Annotated in this window: 15 protein-coding genes; 4 read left to right on the forward strand and 11 right to left on the reverse strand. The window is 50.1% G+C overall.

The window, feature by feature from the left end:
• Positions 1–72: 72 nt before the first annotated feature.
• The 6 genes from ACJJIZ_RS06340 to ACJJIZ_RS06365 form a co-directional block, all read right to left on the reverse strand.
• Positions 73–1095: a hypothetical protein gene (locus ACJJIZ_RS06340; protein ID WP_444915577.1), complete on the reverse strand. Its 1023-nt coding sequence runs from the start codon at positions 1093–1095 to the stop codon at positions 73–75.
• Positions 1096–1562: 467 nt separating this feature from the next.
• Positions 1563–2105, reverse strand: coding sequence for a hypothetical protein (locus ACJJIZ_RS06345; RefSeq protein WP_444915578.1), 543 nt, complete (start codon positions 2103–2105; stop codon positions 1563–1565).
• A 59-nt stretch (positions 2106–2164) separates the two neighbouring features.
• Positions 2165–3037, reverse strand: a complete 873-nt coding sequence (locus ACJJIZ_RS06350; protein ID WP_413663259.1) for a CsgG/HfaB family protein — start codon at positions 3035–3037, stop codon at positions 2165–2167.
• Between the two features lie 32 nt (positions 3038–3069).
• Entirely contained in the window at positions 3070–3489 is a 420-nt protein-coding gene (locus ACJJIZ_RS06355) for a curli assembly protein CsgF (RefSeq protein WP_413663258.1), read from the reverse strand.
• A complete protein-coding gene (locus ACJJIZ_RS06360) occupies positions 3489–3917 on the reverse strand; it encodes a CsgE family curli-type amyloid fiber assembly protein (protein WP_413663257.1) in 429 nt (142 codons plus the stop codon). The genes ACJJIZ_RS06355 and ACJJIZ_RS06360 overlap by 1 nt, the downstream gene beginning before the upstream one ends.
• Positions 3914–4345, reverse strand: coding sequence for a response regulator transcription factor (locus ACJJIZ_RS06365; RefSeq protein WP_282931332.1), 432 nt, complete (start codon positions 4343–4345; stop codon positions 3914–3916). Before ACJJIZ_RS06365 ends, ACJJIZ_RS06360 begins: the two co-directional genes overlap by 4 nt.
• An 867-nt stretch (positions 4346–5212) precedes the next feature.
• On the opposite strand from ACJJIZ_RS06365, the gene ACJJIZ_RS06370 reads away from it, so the two are divergent.
• From ACJJIZ_RS06370 to ACJJIZ_RS06380, 3 genes are all read left to right on the forward strand, one after another.
• Complete coding sequence (locus ACJJIZ_RS06370; protein WP_444915579.1) at positions 5213–6649, forward strand: hypothetical protein; 1437 nt, start codon at positions 5213–5215, stop codon at positions 6647–6649.
• A gap of 163 nt (positions 6650–6812) precedes the next feature.
• Complete coding sequence (locus ACJJIZ_RS06375; protein ID WP_444915580.1) at positions 6813–7604, forward strand: glycerophosphodiester phosphodiesterase family protein; 792 nt, start codon at positions 6813–6815, stop codon at positions 7602–7604.
• Between the two features lie 57 nt (positions 7605–7661).
• Positions 7662–8564 carry an MBL fold metallo-hydrolase gene (locus ACJJIZ_RS06380; RefSeq protein WP_444915581.1) on the forward strand — a complete coding sequence of 301 codons (903 nt, stop codon included), beginning with the start codon at positions 7662–7664 and terminating at the stop codon, positions 8562–8564.
• Positions 8565–8628: 64 nt separating this feature from the next.
• Here the strand turns inward: ACJJIZ_RS06380 and ACJJIZ_RS06385 are convergent, their stop codons facing one another.
• On the reverse strand, positions 8629–11748 hold the full coding sequence (locus ACJJIZ_RS06385; RefSeq protein ID WP_444915582.1) for an efflux RND transporter permease subunit: 3120 nt from the start codon (positions 11746–11748) through the stop codon (positions 8629–8631).
• Between the two features lie 120 nt (positions 11749–11868).
• Positions 11869–12987, reverse strand: a complete 1119-nt coding sequence (locus tag ACJJIZ_RS06390; protein WP_444915583.1) for an efflux RND transporter periplasmic adaptor subunit — start codon at positions 12985–12987, stop codon at positions 11869–11871.
• 134 nt (positions 12988–13121) lie between these two features.
• Here ACJJIZ_RS06390 and ACJJIZ_RS06395 point away from each other — a divergent pair, with 134 nt between their 5' ends.
• Positions 13122–13754 carry a TetR/AcrR family transcriptional regulator gene (locus ACJJIZ_RS06395; protein ID WP_413663250.1) on the forward strand — a complete coding sequence of 211 codons (633 nt, stop codon included), beginning with the start codon at positions 13122–13124 and terminating at the stop codon, positions 13752–13754.
• Here the strand turns inward: ACJJIZ_RS06395 and ACJJIZ_RS06400 are convergent.
• The 3 genes from ACJJIZ_RS06400 to ACJJIZ_RS06410 are packed head-to-tail and all read right to left on the reverse strand — an operon-like array spanning position 13735 to position 15981.
• Positions 13735–14199, reverse strand: a complete 465-nt coding sequence (locus ACJJIZ_RS06400; protein WP_444915584.1) for a GFA family protein — start codon at positions 14197–14199, stop codon at positions 13735–13737. The two genes, ACJJIZ_RS06395 and ACJJIZ_RS06400, sit on opposite strands and share 20 nt — an antisense overlap.
• A gap of 58 nt (positions 14200–14257) precedes the next feature.
• A complete protein-coding gene (locus tag ACJJIZ_RS06405) occupies positions 14258–15019 on the reverse strand; it encodes an ABC transporter permease (RefSeq protein WP_413663248.1) in 762 nt (253 codons plus the stop codon).
• Positions 15016–15981 (reverse strand): ABC transporter ATP-binding protein, encoded by a 966-nt coding sequence (locus ACJJIZ_RS06410; RefSeq protein WP_444911491.1) that lies wholly within the window; start codon positions 15979–15981, stop codon positions 15016–15018. The genes ACJJIZ_RS06405 and ACJJIZ_RS06410 overlap by 4 nt, the downstream gene beginning before the upstream one ends.
• Positions 15982–16040: the final 59 nt, after the last annotated feature.

Raw genomic sequence — 16040 nt, forward strand, 5'->3', positions numbered from 1 at the left:
AATAATTAAAGCTTGCACTTAGCCCATCAAATTGAAAATAGGCCGGCCAATTAAGCCGGCCTACACCCTTTACTATTGAATGATAATTGCCATGTTGAAATCACCTACCTGTGTAGGTGTAGCCATGTTGGTATCGGTTGCCTGGGTTACGGCAATAGTGTTGTTATTACCGGTCTGCGAGGCGATAGTGGTATTGAAGTCGCCAGGCTGGGTGACGGTCAAGCTATTGAACGTTCCATCCTGGTAGCCTTCAGAATAGTTATCCAAGCCTGTTTGGGATATCACGCCAATATTGGTGGTGCCCACTTGCTCGGTATAAGCCCAGTGATCATCTCCAACTTGAATGTGAGTCAAGCCCTGAGTAGTACCATTTTGGAAGCCCTCGCTGTAGTTCCCATCACCAGCTGTCTGTGATGAAGTGAATGTGTTGGAAGTGCCATCCTGGAAGGAAACTGAGGTGCTGTTGGTGGCCAGGTTTTGAATAAGTACTACAGAGTTTGTGGTACCTGCCTGGGTAGCATTAACAGTGCTCAAGGTACTGGAAATTTGAGTAGAAGTTGCAGTATTGGTGGTTCCTGTTTGGGTTAATATTGCGGTGTTAAATGAACCATTAGTTTGGATAACATTACCTACATTACCGTCGCCGGACTGAGTCACTACAGCAGTATCATTCGCACTGATAGTTTGAGTTACTGCTGCTGTTTGTGGACTACCACTTTGGGTGACAGTAGCAACGCTGGTATCTACAAAACTTTGTGTAGTTGTTGCAAAGTGACCGTCGTTGATTTGGGTGATAGTAACAATTGCAGTACTGGAATCATTCTGGAAGGACTCTGCGTCATTCATGTCCCCGACTTGAGTTTGGGTAATTACACCGGAATCATTAAAGCTGGTTTGCTCTGCATAAACTACGTTGTTGTCACCGGTTTGGGTTTGTGTGATCAGGTTGTTGGATACAGTGGCATCACTCTGATCAGCCGTGGCCATGTTGCCAGTGCCATTTTGGTTGAGAATGGCGGTATTGTTGGTAGCTAAGGCTCCGGTACTGGCGATCGCCAGAAGAACACTGGCGGCAATAGGTGTGTACTTAGTCATCAGTAACTCCATAGGGATGTCAAATATAGCTGTACAGCTTTTTACAAATAAAAGAATTCAGCACCATTAGATATTGGGAGTGTTTTGTCTCAGGACACGATACGGCTGTGTCAGGCGTATGTGAGTTATCTGGAGTGAAACCGACTGCTTCTAACCTTCACATTCCTTGTGAAACATCTAGCAATATCATTTTTAACAGCAGCTTGATGCTGAATAGAGTTTTGTCGTCTTTGGGGGTTGTGGCTATAGGGCAGAAGTCTCGAAACTTTAGGAAGAAAGTTCTTTTTTTTAGGTGGGGTGATAAAGCTTGTCAGAAAATTCTTTTATACGGCGCGAGGTTCAAATAATCACATTTCTGATGAATTTTCTAAGTTGCTGTAATAATTATTGTCACTTAATAAGCTTACATGAATTAAAATAAAGAAGTCTAATCAGGTGAAAGGGAATCAGAGAAGTATTATTATTTATTAGTCATATTGGCTAATATACGTTGTTGTAGCAGTTCCGCTAACAGTGACCGAAGTGTGAAGGCCATTCCCACTTTGGTAAATATTGACGTTATGAAAACTGCCAATCTCTTCCACATGGGCACTATTTTGTATTCCAAATTGGGATATACCCGCGGTATTGCCAACTCCATACTGGTCGATATCTATAAAATTCTCAAAACCTATTTGTATCAACATTGAATAGTTGTAATTCCCGACCTGACTCGATGTGATAATATTATCCTCACCAGATTGGGTGACCGATAAACTATTTCTATTGCCGTCCTGGTGAGCAGAAGTGTAGTTGTTACTACCTGATTGGCGGGTATGTATGTTGTTGTTTCCACCTTCCTGGTTGATTACGGTTAAATTTGTGACGGAGTAAAGATTGGCTGCGCTTAATTCGCTCGCAACAGCCAATTCACTGCTGGAATCCAAGTCTGAGCAATGGCCTAAACCCGGAAGATTAACAACAGCCATTGCTAGGGTGGCAGAAAAAATAACTCTGAATTTATGGTACATCTTTCCAAGTATCCCAATTTTAAGCCGAGCTTAAAAATATAATTTGTCAGTCATTGATACTACATAATGACAGTGCTGTCATTAAGGTAGTACTGCAATATCGGATTTTCGATCTCATCCGGATTGGCAAGTGCCCAAGAGTTGTGCACGATGCCTTCACTGATCAAATGAATCACAGCAGATTCCATCGCTGAAAGCATAGCAAGCTGTGCGGGTTCATTATAAGTAGTGCCAGCTTCTAATTCCAACAGGCGCCGATATTTTACGTAGCGAAATACATCGGCACTGATTGCCTTGGAGTAGACGGTTTTAGATGTCAATACAGAGTGGAGTACCCGCCCGGAACGAATATCTATGGCCCGCAAGTTCACTGTTACCTGATCCACGCGATACTGCTCGTCTGCGCCAATACCAAAATAGCGAGCACCTGCGCCACCGGTTTGAATATTTTGGTCGTAGGCAACAATGCCGCCTTCTAATAGGACATTCGCAGCTACGAGTGTGGGAAGTGGCACACTGTTATTGACGGGAATATCCGGCTTGGTTAATCCTGCACGGATAATCTTCCGCTCTGTCAGCAGATTTTGCAGCCCTTCACGTTCCAACGGGATAAACCAGCCGGACTCATTGAGTACGTCCATCAGCATGGCCGCGCCACCTTGGGTGACTGCGGTAGAGAAACTGCTGTTTGGTGCGGGTTTGTACTGGCCAGTCTGATCGCGGAAACCGTATACCGCCACCAATATTTTACCCTTCGGTTGCGGAAGGTTGATCAGGTCCCGATAGGTGTTTTTCCTCGGGGTGAGCATTGCATCTGTGATGCCCGGACCAAAAAGTGCATCGCCCACATCTTTGACCGCGGAACAACTACTTAGCGTCATTAATGTCGCTACGATGGGCAAAGCTATCACTTTTTTTATTGCATTACGCATTGCCAAAGAATCCTTTGAAATTTAAACGTTCGTTAGTTTGTCGGGTTTAGCCCGCTTACAACGATTTCGCTTTTATCTCCGGTACTGCGGTCGGTGATAAGTACTGTCAGGACACCATCGTTATCAACGATTTGTACGATAAAGTCGTCTGTAATCAGTTCTCCACTATTACCATCACCAACATCGGTTAGAAGTTGGTTTAGCAGGCGGGTTTCCAGCGAGTCGCTGAACCTATCCAGAGCACTGGGTTGTTCATAGAGGCTGTCTGGTTTATCCGGATCTTCGTGAGTATCTTGTGACTGCGCATTTTGCAGAAGGTAAGTACCATTGAGTGGGTTACCACCAAAATTGGGGTTTACCGGTTCATAGATTAATTCGGTGGCCGAGACGTGATGATATGAAAACGCCGCCAGAGAAAAAAAAGCGGTACCCAGTAATGATTTGATCTTCATTAGAATTCATCCTTACCCAAATCAAAGGTGTCTGTGAGTGAGCTGCGAACACGCGCTTGCAGTACTTCCTGGTGAATATATTGCGCGGCCTCATCGGCCAAGCGATGAATATTATTGGTGCTTGGACTGATAAAACGCCTGAAAACAATTTTGTCGTTATAGGTAACCCAGATGAGATTTCCCCAACGTGCTGAGGGTCTTTCGTAAATAGTTAAGTTGTAAGTGGCATCTGGATAATTAAGGTTTCTGTATTCGCTCATGTAGCGGGCAAAATCGTGCCCGGTACGGGTTATTGTTCGATCAATATTGAATCCACTGATTTCGTCTTCGAGTTTTCCAGAATCGGTATCTGCTGGAGGGACCTCTGTGTCATCCTGGCCAAAGGCCAGGGATGCACACAGTGTCAACATCAACAGGGTTAATCTCATATCCTCTCTTCCTGGAGATTGAGCTTGGCCCAATTACTGGCCTGCAGCCGGTTTTTAACTCCAATTTTCCGGAAAATGTTATACATGTGATTTTTCACAGTGTGTTCGCTAAGGTGCAATTTTGTTGCGATCACACTGTTGGGTTCACCGGTAGTGAGTTGTCCGAGTATTTCCTGTTCCCTGCGGGTAAGAGGGAGGGAGTTTTGTGGGCTGATATGTTGTCGCCCCTCGGCACTGTGAATCGCGGTATCCAATTTGTGAATAAGGTTTTCCTGACTGGTATTGCTGTCACAAAGTAGGTGAAAACCTTTCTGGCGTAACTTTTCCGATATATGAATGGGTAGGTTGGCTGGGAGATTAATCAGTAAAGCTTTTGCATGACTAATCTTCTTTAGATCTGAAAGAAACTGCTTTGAGTCAGAGCTCACACCAATTTGCCAGCAATCTATCACGATAGCCTGATAATGCTGCAGGCAGTTTTTTTGTTTTCCAATGCTAGATTTTTCCCAGGGTATGGGAATAGCTTGTGAAAACAGTGAAAATAATAGATCGCCTTGAAGGCCGGAGTTGCTAAAAAAAAGAACCGGCATATACCTCGTACCTCTCCTTGATACAGATAGATCTCTCTTAAAATAAGAGTTTGACCTTCCATCGACTCCTGTCGTTTAGGTTCCCAAAATTACCCCACGTTATCTGCCATGACGACGTGGGAGTCAGCGTAAAATTGTTTCTGCCGTGTTAGGGAAAAACACTCACTCAATGAGAATTTAGTTTGGAGTGTAGACGTAGGAGGGGTAAGGCTTAGGAAAAAATGTGCCTTATTTATTGGGCCTGAATATTTTTGGTTTGGTTTGGCTGTGGTTTTTAAGTTTGGAAATGTATTGTTTTTCTCAGTCAAAGTTTTGCAAGGTATGCGTGCAATTTATTTTTTTGGCATTTTGTGTCTCGTATATGGTGCTGTTTTTTTCTTTGGCAAGTATTGTGCTTTATTGTTGATTTTCTCTACTCGATGCAGACGTTTATTTTTTTAATTTCTAACGGGATAAACTTAAATTGATGTAAAAGAACAACTGTTTTCAGGTTACTTAATGATGTCACCTGTATGGTTCCGTATTGTAGGGTTGTTTTAACGGCCCTGCGTCTATATCAACTTTCCCTGTGTTTCCAATATTAGGGCCTAATCCCAATGGCAAAGCTGTCGTCATACTCCTGTACAAATTGTGAACTTTTGGGCGAATGTGCTGTCCGCAGCTGTTAGGATAGAGGCCAATTGGGCTGATAATAAGGGGGAAGAGATGAGTCAACTAATGCAAAGTTTACCACCTTGGCTTTGGGGCATCCTGGGATTGATTGTTTTGTTCCTGGCCCGTGAGCCTGTGCATCGCGCCGTATATGCAATAGCGCGTCTGGGCCATCGGGCGTTGCGCTTTATGGCGAGTAATATTGATTCCGCAGAACAAAGACTGGTAGAGCGCAATCGAGAGGTACTTTTTGCCGAAGGCCGGGACACGGCAGAGCGCCAGATTGAAAGAGAATTTGAACGTATTGAGCAAACCGTACAGCGGGATTTGGCACTGTATCCAACCTTACATAGAAAGCTCTGTGAACAACTCAGCAGCTTGGATGAAGACTATGTACGCAGTGCTGAAATAGCACCGGAACCGTCGAACTGGGCCAGGGCTATTCGAGCTGTTTCGGAAATTCCCGGTAAAGAAGACCCAGTGGTAGCTGATGTTCTCGATACTATTAATCAGTCTATGCGCAAGGCCGAGTCCAAAGCTCTGGAGTCCTATCGTGAGTCCACCCGGGAGAGGCATCAACTACTAAAACGTATGCTGCCCAGTTGGCGTGCAATGCTTTCGACATTGGGACGTATTAACAAAAATGTAGAATCGGTTATTCGGCGGGCCAAAGCGCTGGATGGTCATATGGAGCGCTACGAAGAGATTTTGCAGGAAACGGGTAAAAGTCTTCACTTGCTGTCTTCATCCTCTTTCAGCCGCTTTCTGACAGCTTCTCTGGTATTAGTGGTTGCTTTAGCTGGCGCTATGGTGAATTTCCAGTTACTGGCACAGCCTATGGCGGCAGTACTGGGTGCTGAAGCTTCACTTGGCAGTTACAGTCTCGCCAGTATTTCAGCCGCAGTGGTTATCTTTTTGCAGATCACTGTCGGATTGTTGATTATGGAATGCTTGCAGGTTACTCGAATGTTTCCTGCGGTAGGTTCCCTCGGTGAGAGTACGCGCAGGTTATTGCTGGGAGTGGCTTTGGCACTCTTATTGGTTTTGGCTGTAGTCGGTGGAAACCTGGCTTTCTCCCGTGAGTTGATTCTGCAACAGCAGTTATTAGGTTCTGAGCAGCTTTGGCCAATTCCTCTGGCACAGATGGGACTTGGGTTTGTGCTTCCCTTGATTCTGGCCTTTCTGGCAATTCCTTTGGAGCAGTTTATCCGTTCAGCGCGAACGGTAATTGGTATTGGGGTGGGCTTATCCCTGCGGGGAATGACCATAATACTTCGGTTTTTGGCGATGGCTTCACTGCACTTAGGTGTTTTGGCTAATCGTTTTTACGACATCGTTATTTTTGTTCCCCTCTGGTTACAGGCTTTATATGTCCGTCAGAAACAGGGAGCTGGCAGTGAGGCTAAAGAACCGGCGGGGAAAGAAGAGCCCAAAAAGAATACCGTGCTTGCTGACACTGATTCTGTTGCCAAATTAGCGGAAGAGGCGTAATCGAAGCTAACACTATCCAGCTTGAAAACTGACAAAATAATAAGTGTGGTGAAGCATGTTTTGGTTGTCGTTCTTTTTAATTGCCCTAGTCGTCTTATTTCTTTATGCCCGGTCTGCACCGGGCAAACCTTGCGCCCTGTGGTTTCCTCAGGGGGAGGGGCCGATGGTGATCGCACATGGTAATGACTGCGGCAATGGTCTCTACCCAGGAAACACGGCGATTTACCTTGAAAAAATGGTGCAACTGGGCGTGGATGCTATTGAAGTGGATCTGTGGCTCACTGCCGATGGCCATTTAGTGTTGATTCACGACAGGGAGCTGGAAATGTTCTCTGATGGTGCGGGGTTTATAGAGGATAAAACCTTAGAGCAGCTGCGCCAGTTAAATGTTGCCTATCTCTGGACTCGGGATGGAGAGTATTACCCCTATAGAGAAAAGCCCCTGCGAGTGTTGACTCTGGAAGAGGCGCTGGCAATGGTGGGGGATATGCCAATGATACTGGAGATTAAAAGTCGTCAGTATCGCGCTGCAAAAGTGTTGAAGGATGTGTTGGCACAATGTGGAAAAGGCGAGCAGGTCGTCGTTTCCTCATTTCACCAAGGGGTGATTAACGAGTTTCGTCGACTCTGTCCGCAAGTAGCGACGGGCACGCCTACCGTAGAGGCGGTGGTATTTTATATTGCACAGTTACTCCGAGCAGAGAAACTGCTGCGTCCAAGCTATAGCGCGATGCAGCTACCGATGGAGCAAAAAGGTATTCCCGTAGTTACTGAAAGTATGGTGCGCGCCGCTAATAAGAAGAAAGTCCACTTGGCGGTATGGACCGTGAATGGCATGGATAATTACCGGCGCTATATTGATCTGGGCGTACACGGCATTGTGACTGACCGACCGGATCTGCTGTTGGAGATGTTGGCACAGCAGCGAGAAACTTTATTGAAGCAGGCAGCCTGAGCTAAATAATCAGTTGCCGAAGATATTGGAAAGAAATAATAACAACTGGGAGTTTTTATGAAGAACGTAGTAGGTTCCGTCGCCCTGGCGGTTTCTGTATTGACTGCATCTTTTACCTCTGCGCAGGATCGGTTTGCCAATGTGGAAATTAGTAGTGAAGCCGTGTCTGGCAATGTTTATATGCTCAAAGGAGCTGGGGGCAATATTGCAGTACTGGTGGGAGAGGACGGCACCTTTATGGTGGATGACCAATACGCGCCTTTGACCGCAAAAATTCAACAGGCAGTAGCTGAGTTAGCCAAGCAACCTTTGCGTTTTGTCATTAATACCCACTGGCATGGAGATCATACCGGCGGTAACGAAAATCTGGGTAAAAGCGGCGCCCTGATTGTGGCTCACGAGAATGTACGCAAACGGGTAAGTACCGAGCAGTTTATTGAGGCATTTAAGCGCAAGGTTGAGCCGTCTCCCCCAGAAGCATTACCGGTGATAACCTTTACCGATGCCACTACCTTTTACTGGAATGGCGATAGGGTAAAGGTCCAACATGTGGGGCCGGCGCACACGGATGGTGACTCCATCGTGCATTTTGCCGAAGCCGATGTGATTCATATGGGGGATATTTATTTTAACGGCAACTATCCCTTTATCGATCTCTCTTCCGGCGGCTCGGTGGATGGCATGATCGCAGCTATGGACACCGCTTTGGCGATGGCGGGGGAAGAGACCAAAATTATTCCCGGCCATGGCCCCCTCAGTAATCGGGCAGAGCTGCAACAGCAGCGCAATATACTGGCAGGGCTTAGGGACAAAGTGAAAGCGATGGTGGATGAGGGTAAAACCCGGCAGGAAGTGATTTCTGCAAAGCCCACAGCGGAATTTGATGCGCAGTATGGCCAGGGTTTTATGACACCGGATATTTGGACCGGGATTGTTTACGACTCCCTGACGCAGTCTTAGAGAATAAAAAAAGGCGGCGCAGTGAAAACCTGCGCCGCCTTTTTTATTGGATTACCCGGTGATTTTAATCTGTAGTGGCATTCGGGGTCATGGGCCCGCCAAATTCAGGATTACTTTCCACTGCTTCTTCATTGTGCTCTTCCCGCACTCGGAACCAAGCGGCATAGAGTGCTGGCAGGAACAGTAGGGTGAGTCCGGTTGCGACAATCAATCCGCCCATAATGGCGACCGCCATAGGGCCAAAGAAGTCACTGCGGGACAGTGGAATCATCGCCAATACCGCAGTCAGCGCTGTCAAAACAATCGGCCTGAAGCGTCTTACCGTCGACTCGACAATTGCATCCCAGGGGCTGAGGCCCTGGCTGATATCCTGCTGTATCTGGTCCACCAAAATCACCGAGTTACGCATAATCATTCCCGCCAGGGCGATGGTGCCCAGCATGGCGACAAAACCAAAGGGCTTGCCAAACAACAGCAGGAACAGGGTAACGCCGATCAGGCCCAGGGGAGCCGTGAGGAATACCATGGTGGATAGGGACATACTGCGCAATTGCAGCATTAGTAGGGTAAAGACCACCAGCACAAATAGCGGCATACCGGCATTGACCGATTTTTGCCCCCGTGCAGATTCTTCCACGGTACCACCCACTTCCAGCAAGTAGCCCGGCGGTAATTTATCGCGAATGGATTGAAGCTGAGGCCACACGGCATTGACGACGGTCGCCGGTAACTCTTCCCCATAAATATCAGCGCGCACGGTAACGGTGGGCAGGCGGTCCCGGTGCCAGATAATACCTTCCTCAAAACCGTATTCCAGGGTGGCAATCTGGTTCAACGGTACACTGCGGCCGCTGTCGGTTTGTACCGCGAGGTTACCCAACTGGCGCAGGGCATAGCGATCGTCTTCATTACCGCGCACACGCACGTCGATCAGCTCGTTATCCTCCCGGTATTGGCTCACAGTGATACCCGTTAAGGAGCTTTGCAGAGCCTGGGACAAGGTTGCACTGTTGACGCCCATGGCGCGAGCGCGGTCCTGGTCGATATTGAGGTTGATAGATTTACTGGGTTCTTCCCAATCCAGGTGCACGTTGGTCACTTGTGGATTGTCCCGCAGGCGCTCGGCCACTTCCCGGGCCAATCCGCGCACTTCGCGAATATGTTCGCCGGACAAGCGGAATTGCACCGGGTAACCCACGGGCGGGCCGTTCTCGAGGCGGGACACACGGCTGCGCAGGGTGGGGAACTCCTCATTCATCGTATTGATCAACCAGCTGCGCACTTGCTCGCGTTCTTCGACACTGCGGGTCATCACAACAAACTGGGCGAAACTGGCAGCGGGCAGCTGCTGGTCCAAAGGCAGGTAGAAGCGCGGGGAGCCGGTGCCCACATAGGCCACGTAATTTTCTACCTGATCGTTTTGCGCCAGCAGGGTTTCCAACCTTTTGGCCTGGTGCTCGGTGGATTTCAGCGAGGCACCTTCGGCCAGCTTCAGGTCCACCATCAATTCGAGGCGTCCGGAAGAGGGGAAGAACTGTTGCGGAACCAGTTTGAACAGAGCGAGCGAGCCGACAAAAATTGCCAGGGTGGCCGCGATCACTGTTTTGCGATTGCGCAGGCACCAGGTAATAAAGCGGCGGAAGCGCTGGTAAAAGGGTTTCTGGTAGGGGTCTGCCACTTCACCGCCGTGGCCGTGTCGCGCCAGGTTTGGCAGCAGGTAGTGGCCCAGATAGGGTACAAAGACCACGGCGGCAATCCAGGAAACGATTAGCGACAGGGTGACCACCTGGAAAATAGATCGGGTGTATTCACCGGTGCCGGATTGGGCGGTGGCAATCGGTAAAAAACCGGCGGCGGTAATCAGTGTACCGGTGAGCATGGGAAAAGCGGTGCTGGTCCAGGCGAAGCCGGCGGCTTTTAGCCGGCTGAGCCCCTGCTCCATTTTTATCGCCATCATCTCCACCGCGATAATGGCATCGTCCACCATCAAGCCCAGGGCGAGTACCAGTGCCCCCAGCGAGATCTTGTGCAGTCCGATATTGAAGTAGTGCATCAGCGCGAAGGTCATCGCCAATACCAGTGGGATCGACAGCGCCACAATTAATCCCGGGCGGCTGCCGAGGGAGAAAAAACTCACCAGCAGTACGATACCCAGGGCTTCGGCCAGCACTTGCAGGAATTCGCCGACGCCGCGTTTTACTGCTGCCGGTTGGTCGGAGACCTTGCGCAGTTCCATACCTATGGGCAGATCTTCCTGTAGTCGGGCAAAGGTTTCGTCGAGGGCTTTACCCAACTTTAAAATATCTCCCCCTTCCTTCATGGACACGGCGAGGCCGATGGCATCCTCTCCCATAAAGCGCATGCGGGGCTGGGCCGGATCGCTAAAGCCGCGGTGGACCTGGGCGATATCTCCCAGGCGCTGGGTGCGGCCATCTGCGGTAATAGGAAACTGGCGTATTTCATTGACGGAGGTGAATTGTCCGCTCACACGGATGCGCACCCGGTCGCTGACGGTATCCACAAAGCCGCCATCGGTGACCTGGTTTTGCGCTTGCAGGGCGTTTTGAACCGCAGACAGTGGAATGCCCATGGAAGCTAATTTGGTATTGGATATCTCCACCCAAATTTTTTCGTCCTGCAATCCCAGTAACTCGACCTTGCCTACATCCTTAACTCGCTGAAGGGCCAGTTGCAGTCGCTCAGCGTAGTCTTTCATCAGTGCGTAATCGAAGCCACTGCCGGTGAGGGCATAAATATTGCCGAAGGTGGTGCCAAACTCGTCGTTAAAAAATGGGCCCTGGATATCCGGCGGCAGGGTGTGGCGAATATCCCCCACCTTTTTGCGCACTTCATACCAGAGATCGGGAATGTCACGGGAGTGCATATCGTCCCGGGCAACAAACAATACCTGGGATTGCCCCGGACGCGAAAAAGAGGAGATACGCTGGTAATCGCCGGTCTCCAGTAATTTCTTTTCTACCCGTTCGGTAATCTGGCGGGACACATCTTCGGCACTGGCGCCGGGCCAGACGGTGTTGATCACCATCACCTTAAAGGTAAAGGGTGGATCTTCACTTTGCCCCAATTGGGTATAGGAAAAGGTTCCCAGCAGTCCCAGGACGATCATTGCGTAAAGCACCAGCGGGCGGTTTTTTAAGGCCCACTCGGAGAGGTTAAAACCCATGGCAGTTTCTCTGTTTCAAGGGCGGCTCTGCTTTTCGCGGCCGCACTTTGGAAATTGTTATCGAGGCTTTATTGGGAATTAATTTTCGCGGGCAGGCGTTATTGTTCCCGCGTCTTTAATTTATTCCTGATGGGCGAGAGACGGCCCCTGTTCGATGGGGCGGTTCATACGGTCCACAGGGCGCACCACCATACCTTCCTGCAACAAATGGGTACCTGCGGCCACGACCCAGTCATTGCGTTCCAACCCGGAAAATACCGAGACAAATTCCTCACCGTAGGGGCCCAGGCTGACCGGGGTTTTATGTAGTGTTTTTGTCTCTGGATTTAATACCCATACAAATGCGGCGCCATCGTCGGCACTGACTGCTGACATCGGAACTTGCAGTACATCAGTTTTTTTCGCCCTGGGGACAAATGCCCGTGCACTCTGGCCGATTTCTACACCGCTCACTTTATTTTCAAAAGCGACCCTGGCTTCAAAGGTGCGGGATATGGGATCGGCTGCCGGTGATAGTTCGCGGATGCGTGCGGGGAAAGATTGGCCCGGTTGGGACCAGAGTTCGACAGTTAGCAGTTGGCCCACTTTAAAGCGGCTGATGGATTGTTCCGGCAGGTCGATACGCACTTCCCGTTCACCATCGGCTGCCAGCTCAAAAATGCCTTGTCCTGCGGCAACGACCTGGCCGGCCTCGGCCATGCGGCGGGCAATCACGCCACTTTCCGGCGCCTTAAGTACGGCGTAGGCAGCCTGGTTGCGAGCAACATCCAGCTGTGCCTTGGCCTGCTGTAGTCGCGCTTCACTGGCTTCGAATTGGGTTTCTACGGTATCGAATTGGGAGAGGCTCACCAGCTGCTTTTCCAATAGCTTGCGGTGGCGCGAGAGTTCACTGCTAGCCAGGCGTTGGTCTGCCTCGGCGGAAGTATGGCTGGCGCGGGCTGAATCCAGTTGTAGCAGCAGGTCTTCAGTGTCCAGTTCCGCCAGGGGCTGGCCCTGTTCCACACGGTCGCCGACATTTACCAGGCGCCGCTGGATTTTCCCGCCGATACGGAAGGCCAGTGCCGGCTCGAAGCGGGCTCTTACTTCACCGGGATACACATCGGTTTGGGCGCTGGCCAGGGTGGGGCGGACCATAACAGCGGGGCGCGGTTTGGCTTCTTGTTCCTGGGATTCAGAGGGGGCACAAGCGCTCAGCAAAAGGCTGAGTGAGAGCGCAGCGAGGATTAGCATTCGGTACATATTGGCTTCCTTCCCCGGCGCTGGCGCGTCGAGGCAGATCCGTGACTGGGTCAAGCATGGCCGGGCGGCCATCAATGTTATACTGGCGAGTATAGTATATTTAATGAACTAACGAGTCTAGTATATGGAGAGCTATGTCTGAGCAGACCCAGACGGCCGCCCAGCGCGGTCGCCCCAAGGACCCGGTGAAACGCCAAGCCATTCTGGATGCCGCCCGGGACCTGTTTTTATCCCACGGTTTTGCCGCTACCAGCGTGGATGCGGTGGCCTCGGCCGCGGGAGTATCCAAACTTACGGTCTACAGCCACTTCTCCGATAAGGAGACGCTCTTTAGCGCCGCTATTGCCTCTCGCTGCGAAATGATGATGCCCCTGCCCATCTTTGCTTTAGAAGAGGGGGAATCGGTAGAGCAGGTCCTGGAGCGTATTGGCGACGCTTTTATGGGGATGGTGGAGAGCGAGGATAGCGTGCGTCTGTTACGTCTTTTGTGTGCCCTGGCATCCCAGGAGTCGGAAATGGCCCAGCTATTTTTTGATGCAGGTCCCCAGCGGATTTTGGGGGAGATAGAGCAGCTACTGCGCAGAGCCAATCAGTTACAGATGTTGAAGGTGGATAATCCCGCCGTAGCGGCGGAAGATTTTATCGGTTTGTTGCTGGGTTGCCACCATATGCAGGTCTTGATCGGCTGCCGACAAATGTCGACACAGGAAGAGCGTCGTGAGCGCGTACAAAAGGCGGTGAGAACCTTTATGTGTGCCCACCACTAGTGCCGGGATTATTGCCTGTATTCTTGGGCTGCTCCGCCATCGCGGGGCACAGGACAATATCACTGGCGACCTGGAGCCATTCAGGTTTGTTGCGGCTGTAAACATAGCGCTCGGGATAAATAAATTCCGGTGCATCAAAGGCGCCGCCACCAAAGCCCCGATATTCGGGTAGGAATTCCAGTGTCCAGGTGAGCGTGCTGCCGCAATCGGGGCAGAACTGGCTCTTTATCCAGCGACCGGCATCGGAGTAAAGAGTGTGGGTTTGCAAATGGCCCTGAAGAAAGGCTATTTGTTTCTTTTTGAAGTAGACCGATAAGCCGATGGGACTACCGCTGCGCTTTCTACACCACTGACAAGAGCACAGGCTGACCCGGCTAGGGGAGCCGAGGGCGCGAAAGCGCAGTTGCCCGCAAACGCAGCCCCCTTCATGATATTCCTCCACCATGCTAAGTCCACCGCTGTACCGCCTTTACTAAGGTTGGCACAGCGGCGTGGGGGAGGAATCAGGTTTTGATGCGGTATCCGGTGCGGAAAATCCACCAGACGGTGGTGAGACACAGCACCAGAAAGAGCAAGGTCATGCCGATACTCAGCCCCAGGTTAACATCGGCTACGCCGTAAAAAGCCCAGCGGAAGCCGCTGATCAAATAAACTACCGGGTTGAACAAGGTAATTTTTTGCCACATTTCCGGCAGCATACTGATCGAATAAAATGCACCGCCGAGAAAAGTGAGAGGCGTTATAATCATCAGCGGAATAACTTGCAGCTTCTGAAAGTCATCGGCCCAAACTCCGATAATAAATCCAAACAGGCTAAAAGTGACGGCAGTCAGCGCGAGGAATGTCAGCATCCACCAGGGGTGTACAATTTCGTAATCCACAAAAAAGCGAGCGGTCAGTAATATCAACAGCCCCAACAAAATGGACTTTGTCGCTGCGGCACCCACATATCCGGTGACGATTTCGAATGATGATATGGGAGCGGACAGTACTTCATAAATGGTGCCGGAAAACTTAGGGAAAAATATTCCGAAAGAGGCGTTGGAAATACTCTCGCTGAGCAGTGCCAGCATTACCAATCCTGGAATAATAAAGGCCCCATAACTGACTCCGTCGATATCCCCCATACGCGATCCAATCGCGGCACCAAACACAATAAAATAGAGAGATGTGGAGAGCACCGGTGAGGCGATGCTCTGCATCAGGGTGCGCCAGGTGCGGGCCATCTCAAATTTATAGATGGCGCCAATTCCATACCAATTCATGCCTGTGCCTCCTTACTGAGCTGCTCTTCCCGTTCAAGGCGGGCACCGTGAACCAAGTTGACGAAAATTTCCTCCAGGGAGCTTTCCCGGGTGTGTAAATCGCGGAATTCAATATCGGCGGCATTTAAACGGCGCAGAAATTCCGCAAGACCAGTGTCTTCGCTTTTGATATCAAAGCGATAAACCAGCTGGCTGCCATCGCTGCTGAGACTGAGTGGCAGGTCAGCAAGACTCTCTGGAATTTGTTGCAGTGGTGTGGGCAGTTGCAGGCTGAGTTCTTTCTCCCCCATTTTCTTCATCAGTGCATTTTTCTCCTCAACCAGAACCAGTTGGCCGTGATTGATAACACCGACACGATCGGCCATTTCCTCGGCCTCTTCGATATAGTGGGTGGTGAGGATAACGGTTACTCCCGACTCTTTCAGTTCGCGCACCATTTGCCACATATCCTGGCGTAGCTCCACATCGACCCCGGCGGTGGGTTCGTCGAGGAAGAGCACATTGGGCTCGTGGGATAGCGCTTTGGCGATCATCAGGCGGCGCTTCATTCCTCCTGAAAGCGTAATAATTTTGTTATCTTTTTTCTCCCATAGGGATAGCTGCCGTAGAATTTTCTCCAGATAGGCGGGATTGGGAGCCTTGCCGAATAGACCGCGGCTGAATTTCACTGCCGCCCAAACGGTTTCAAAGGCATCGGTGGATATCTCCTGGGGCACCAGACCAATCTCATTTCGGGCATTGCGATAGTCCCGCTGAATATTGTAACCATTGACAGTGACCTCACCGCAGCTCGGATTTACGATGCCGCAGATAATGCTGATCATGGTTGTCTTGCCCGCGCCATTGGGGCCGAGCAAGGCAAAGAGTTCTCCCCGCTTAATTTCCAGGTCGATATTCTTCAGGGCGGTAAACCCCTCGGCATAGGTTTTTCCCAAGCCTTTGATGGAAATAATCGATTCCACTTTTTCTCCTTGCCAAAATTACCGTACGGCTTTGGCTGTGTGTTGTCAGGTGGATTTAT

It is taken from the genome of Microbulbifer maximicatervae (SeqCode) (assembly GCF_052467225.1).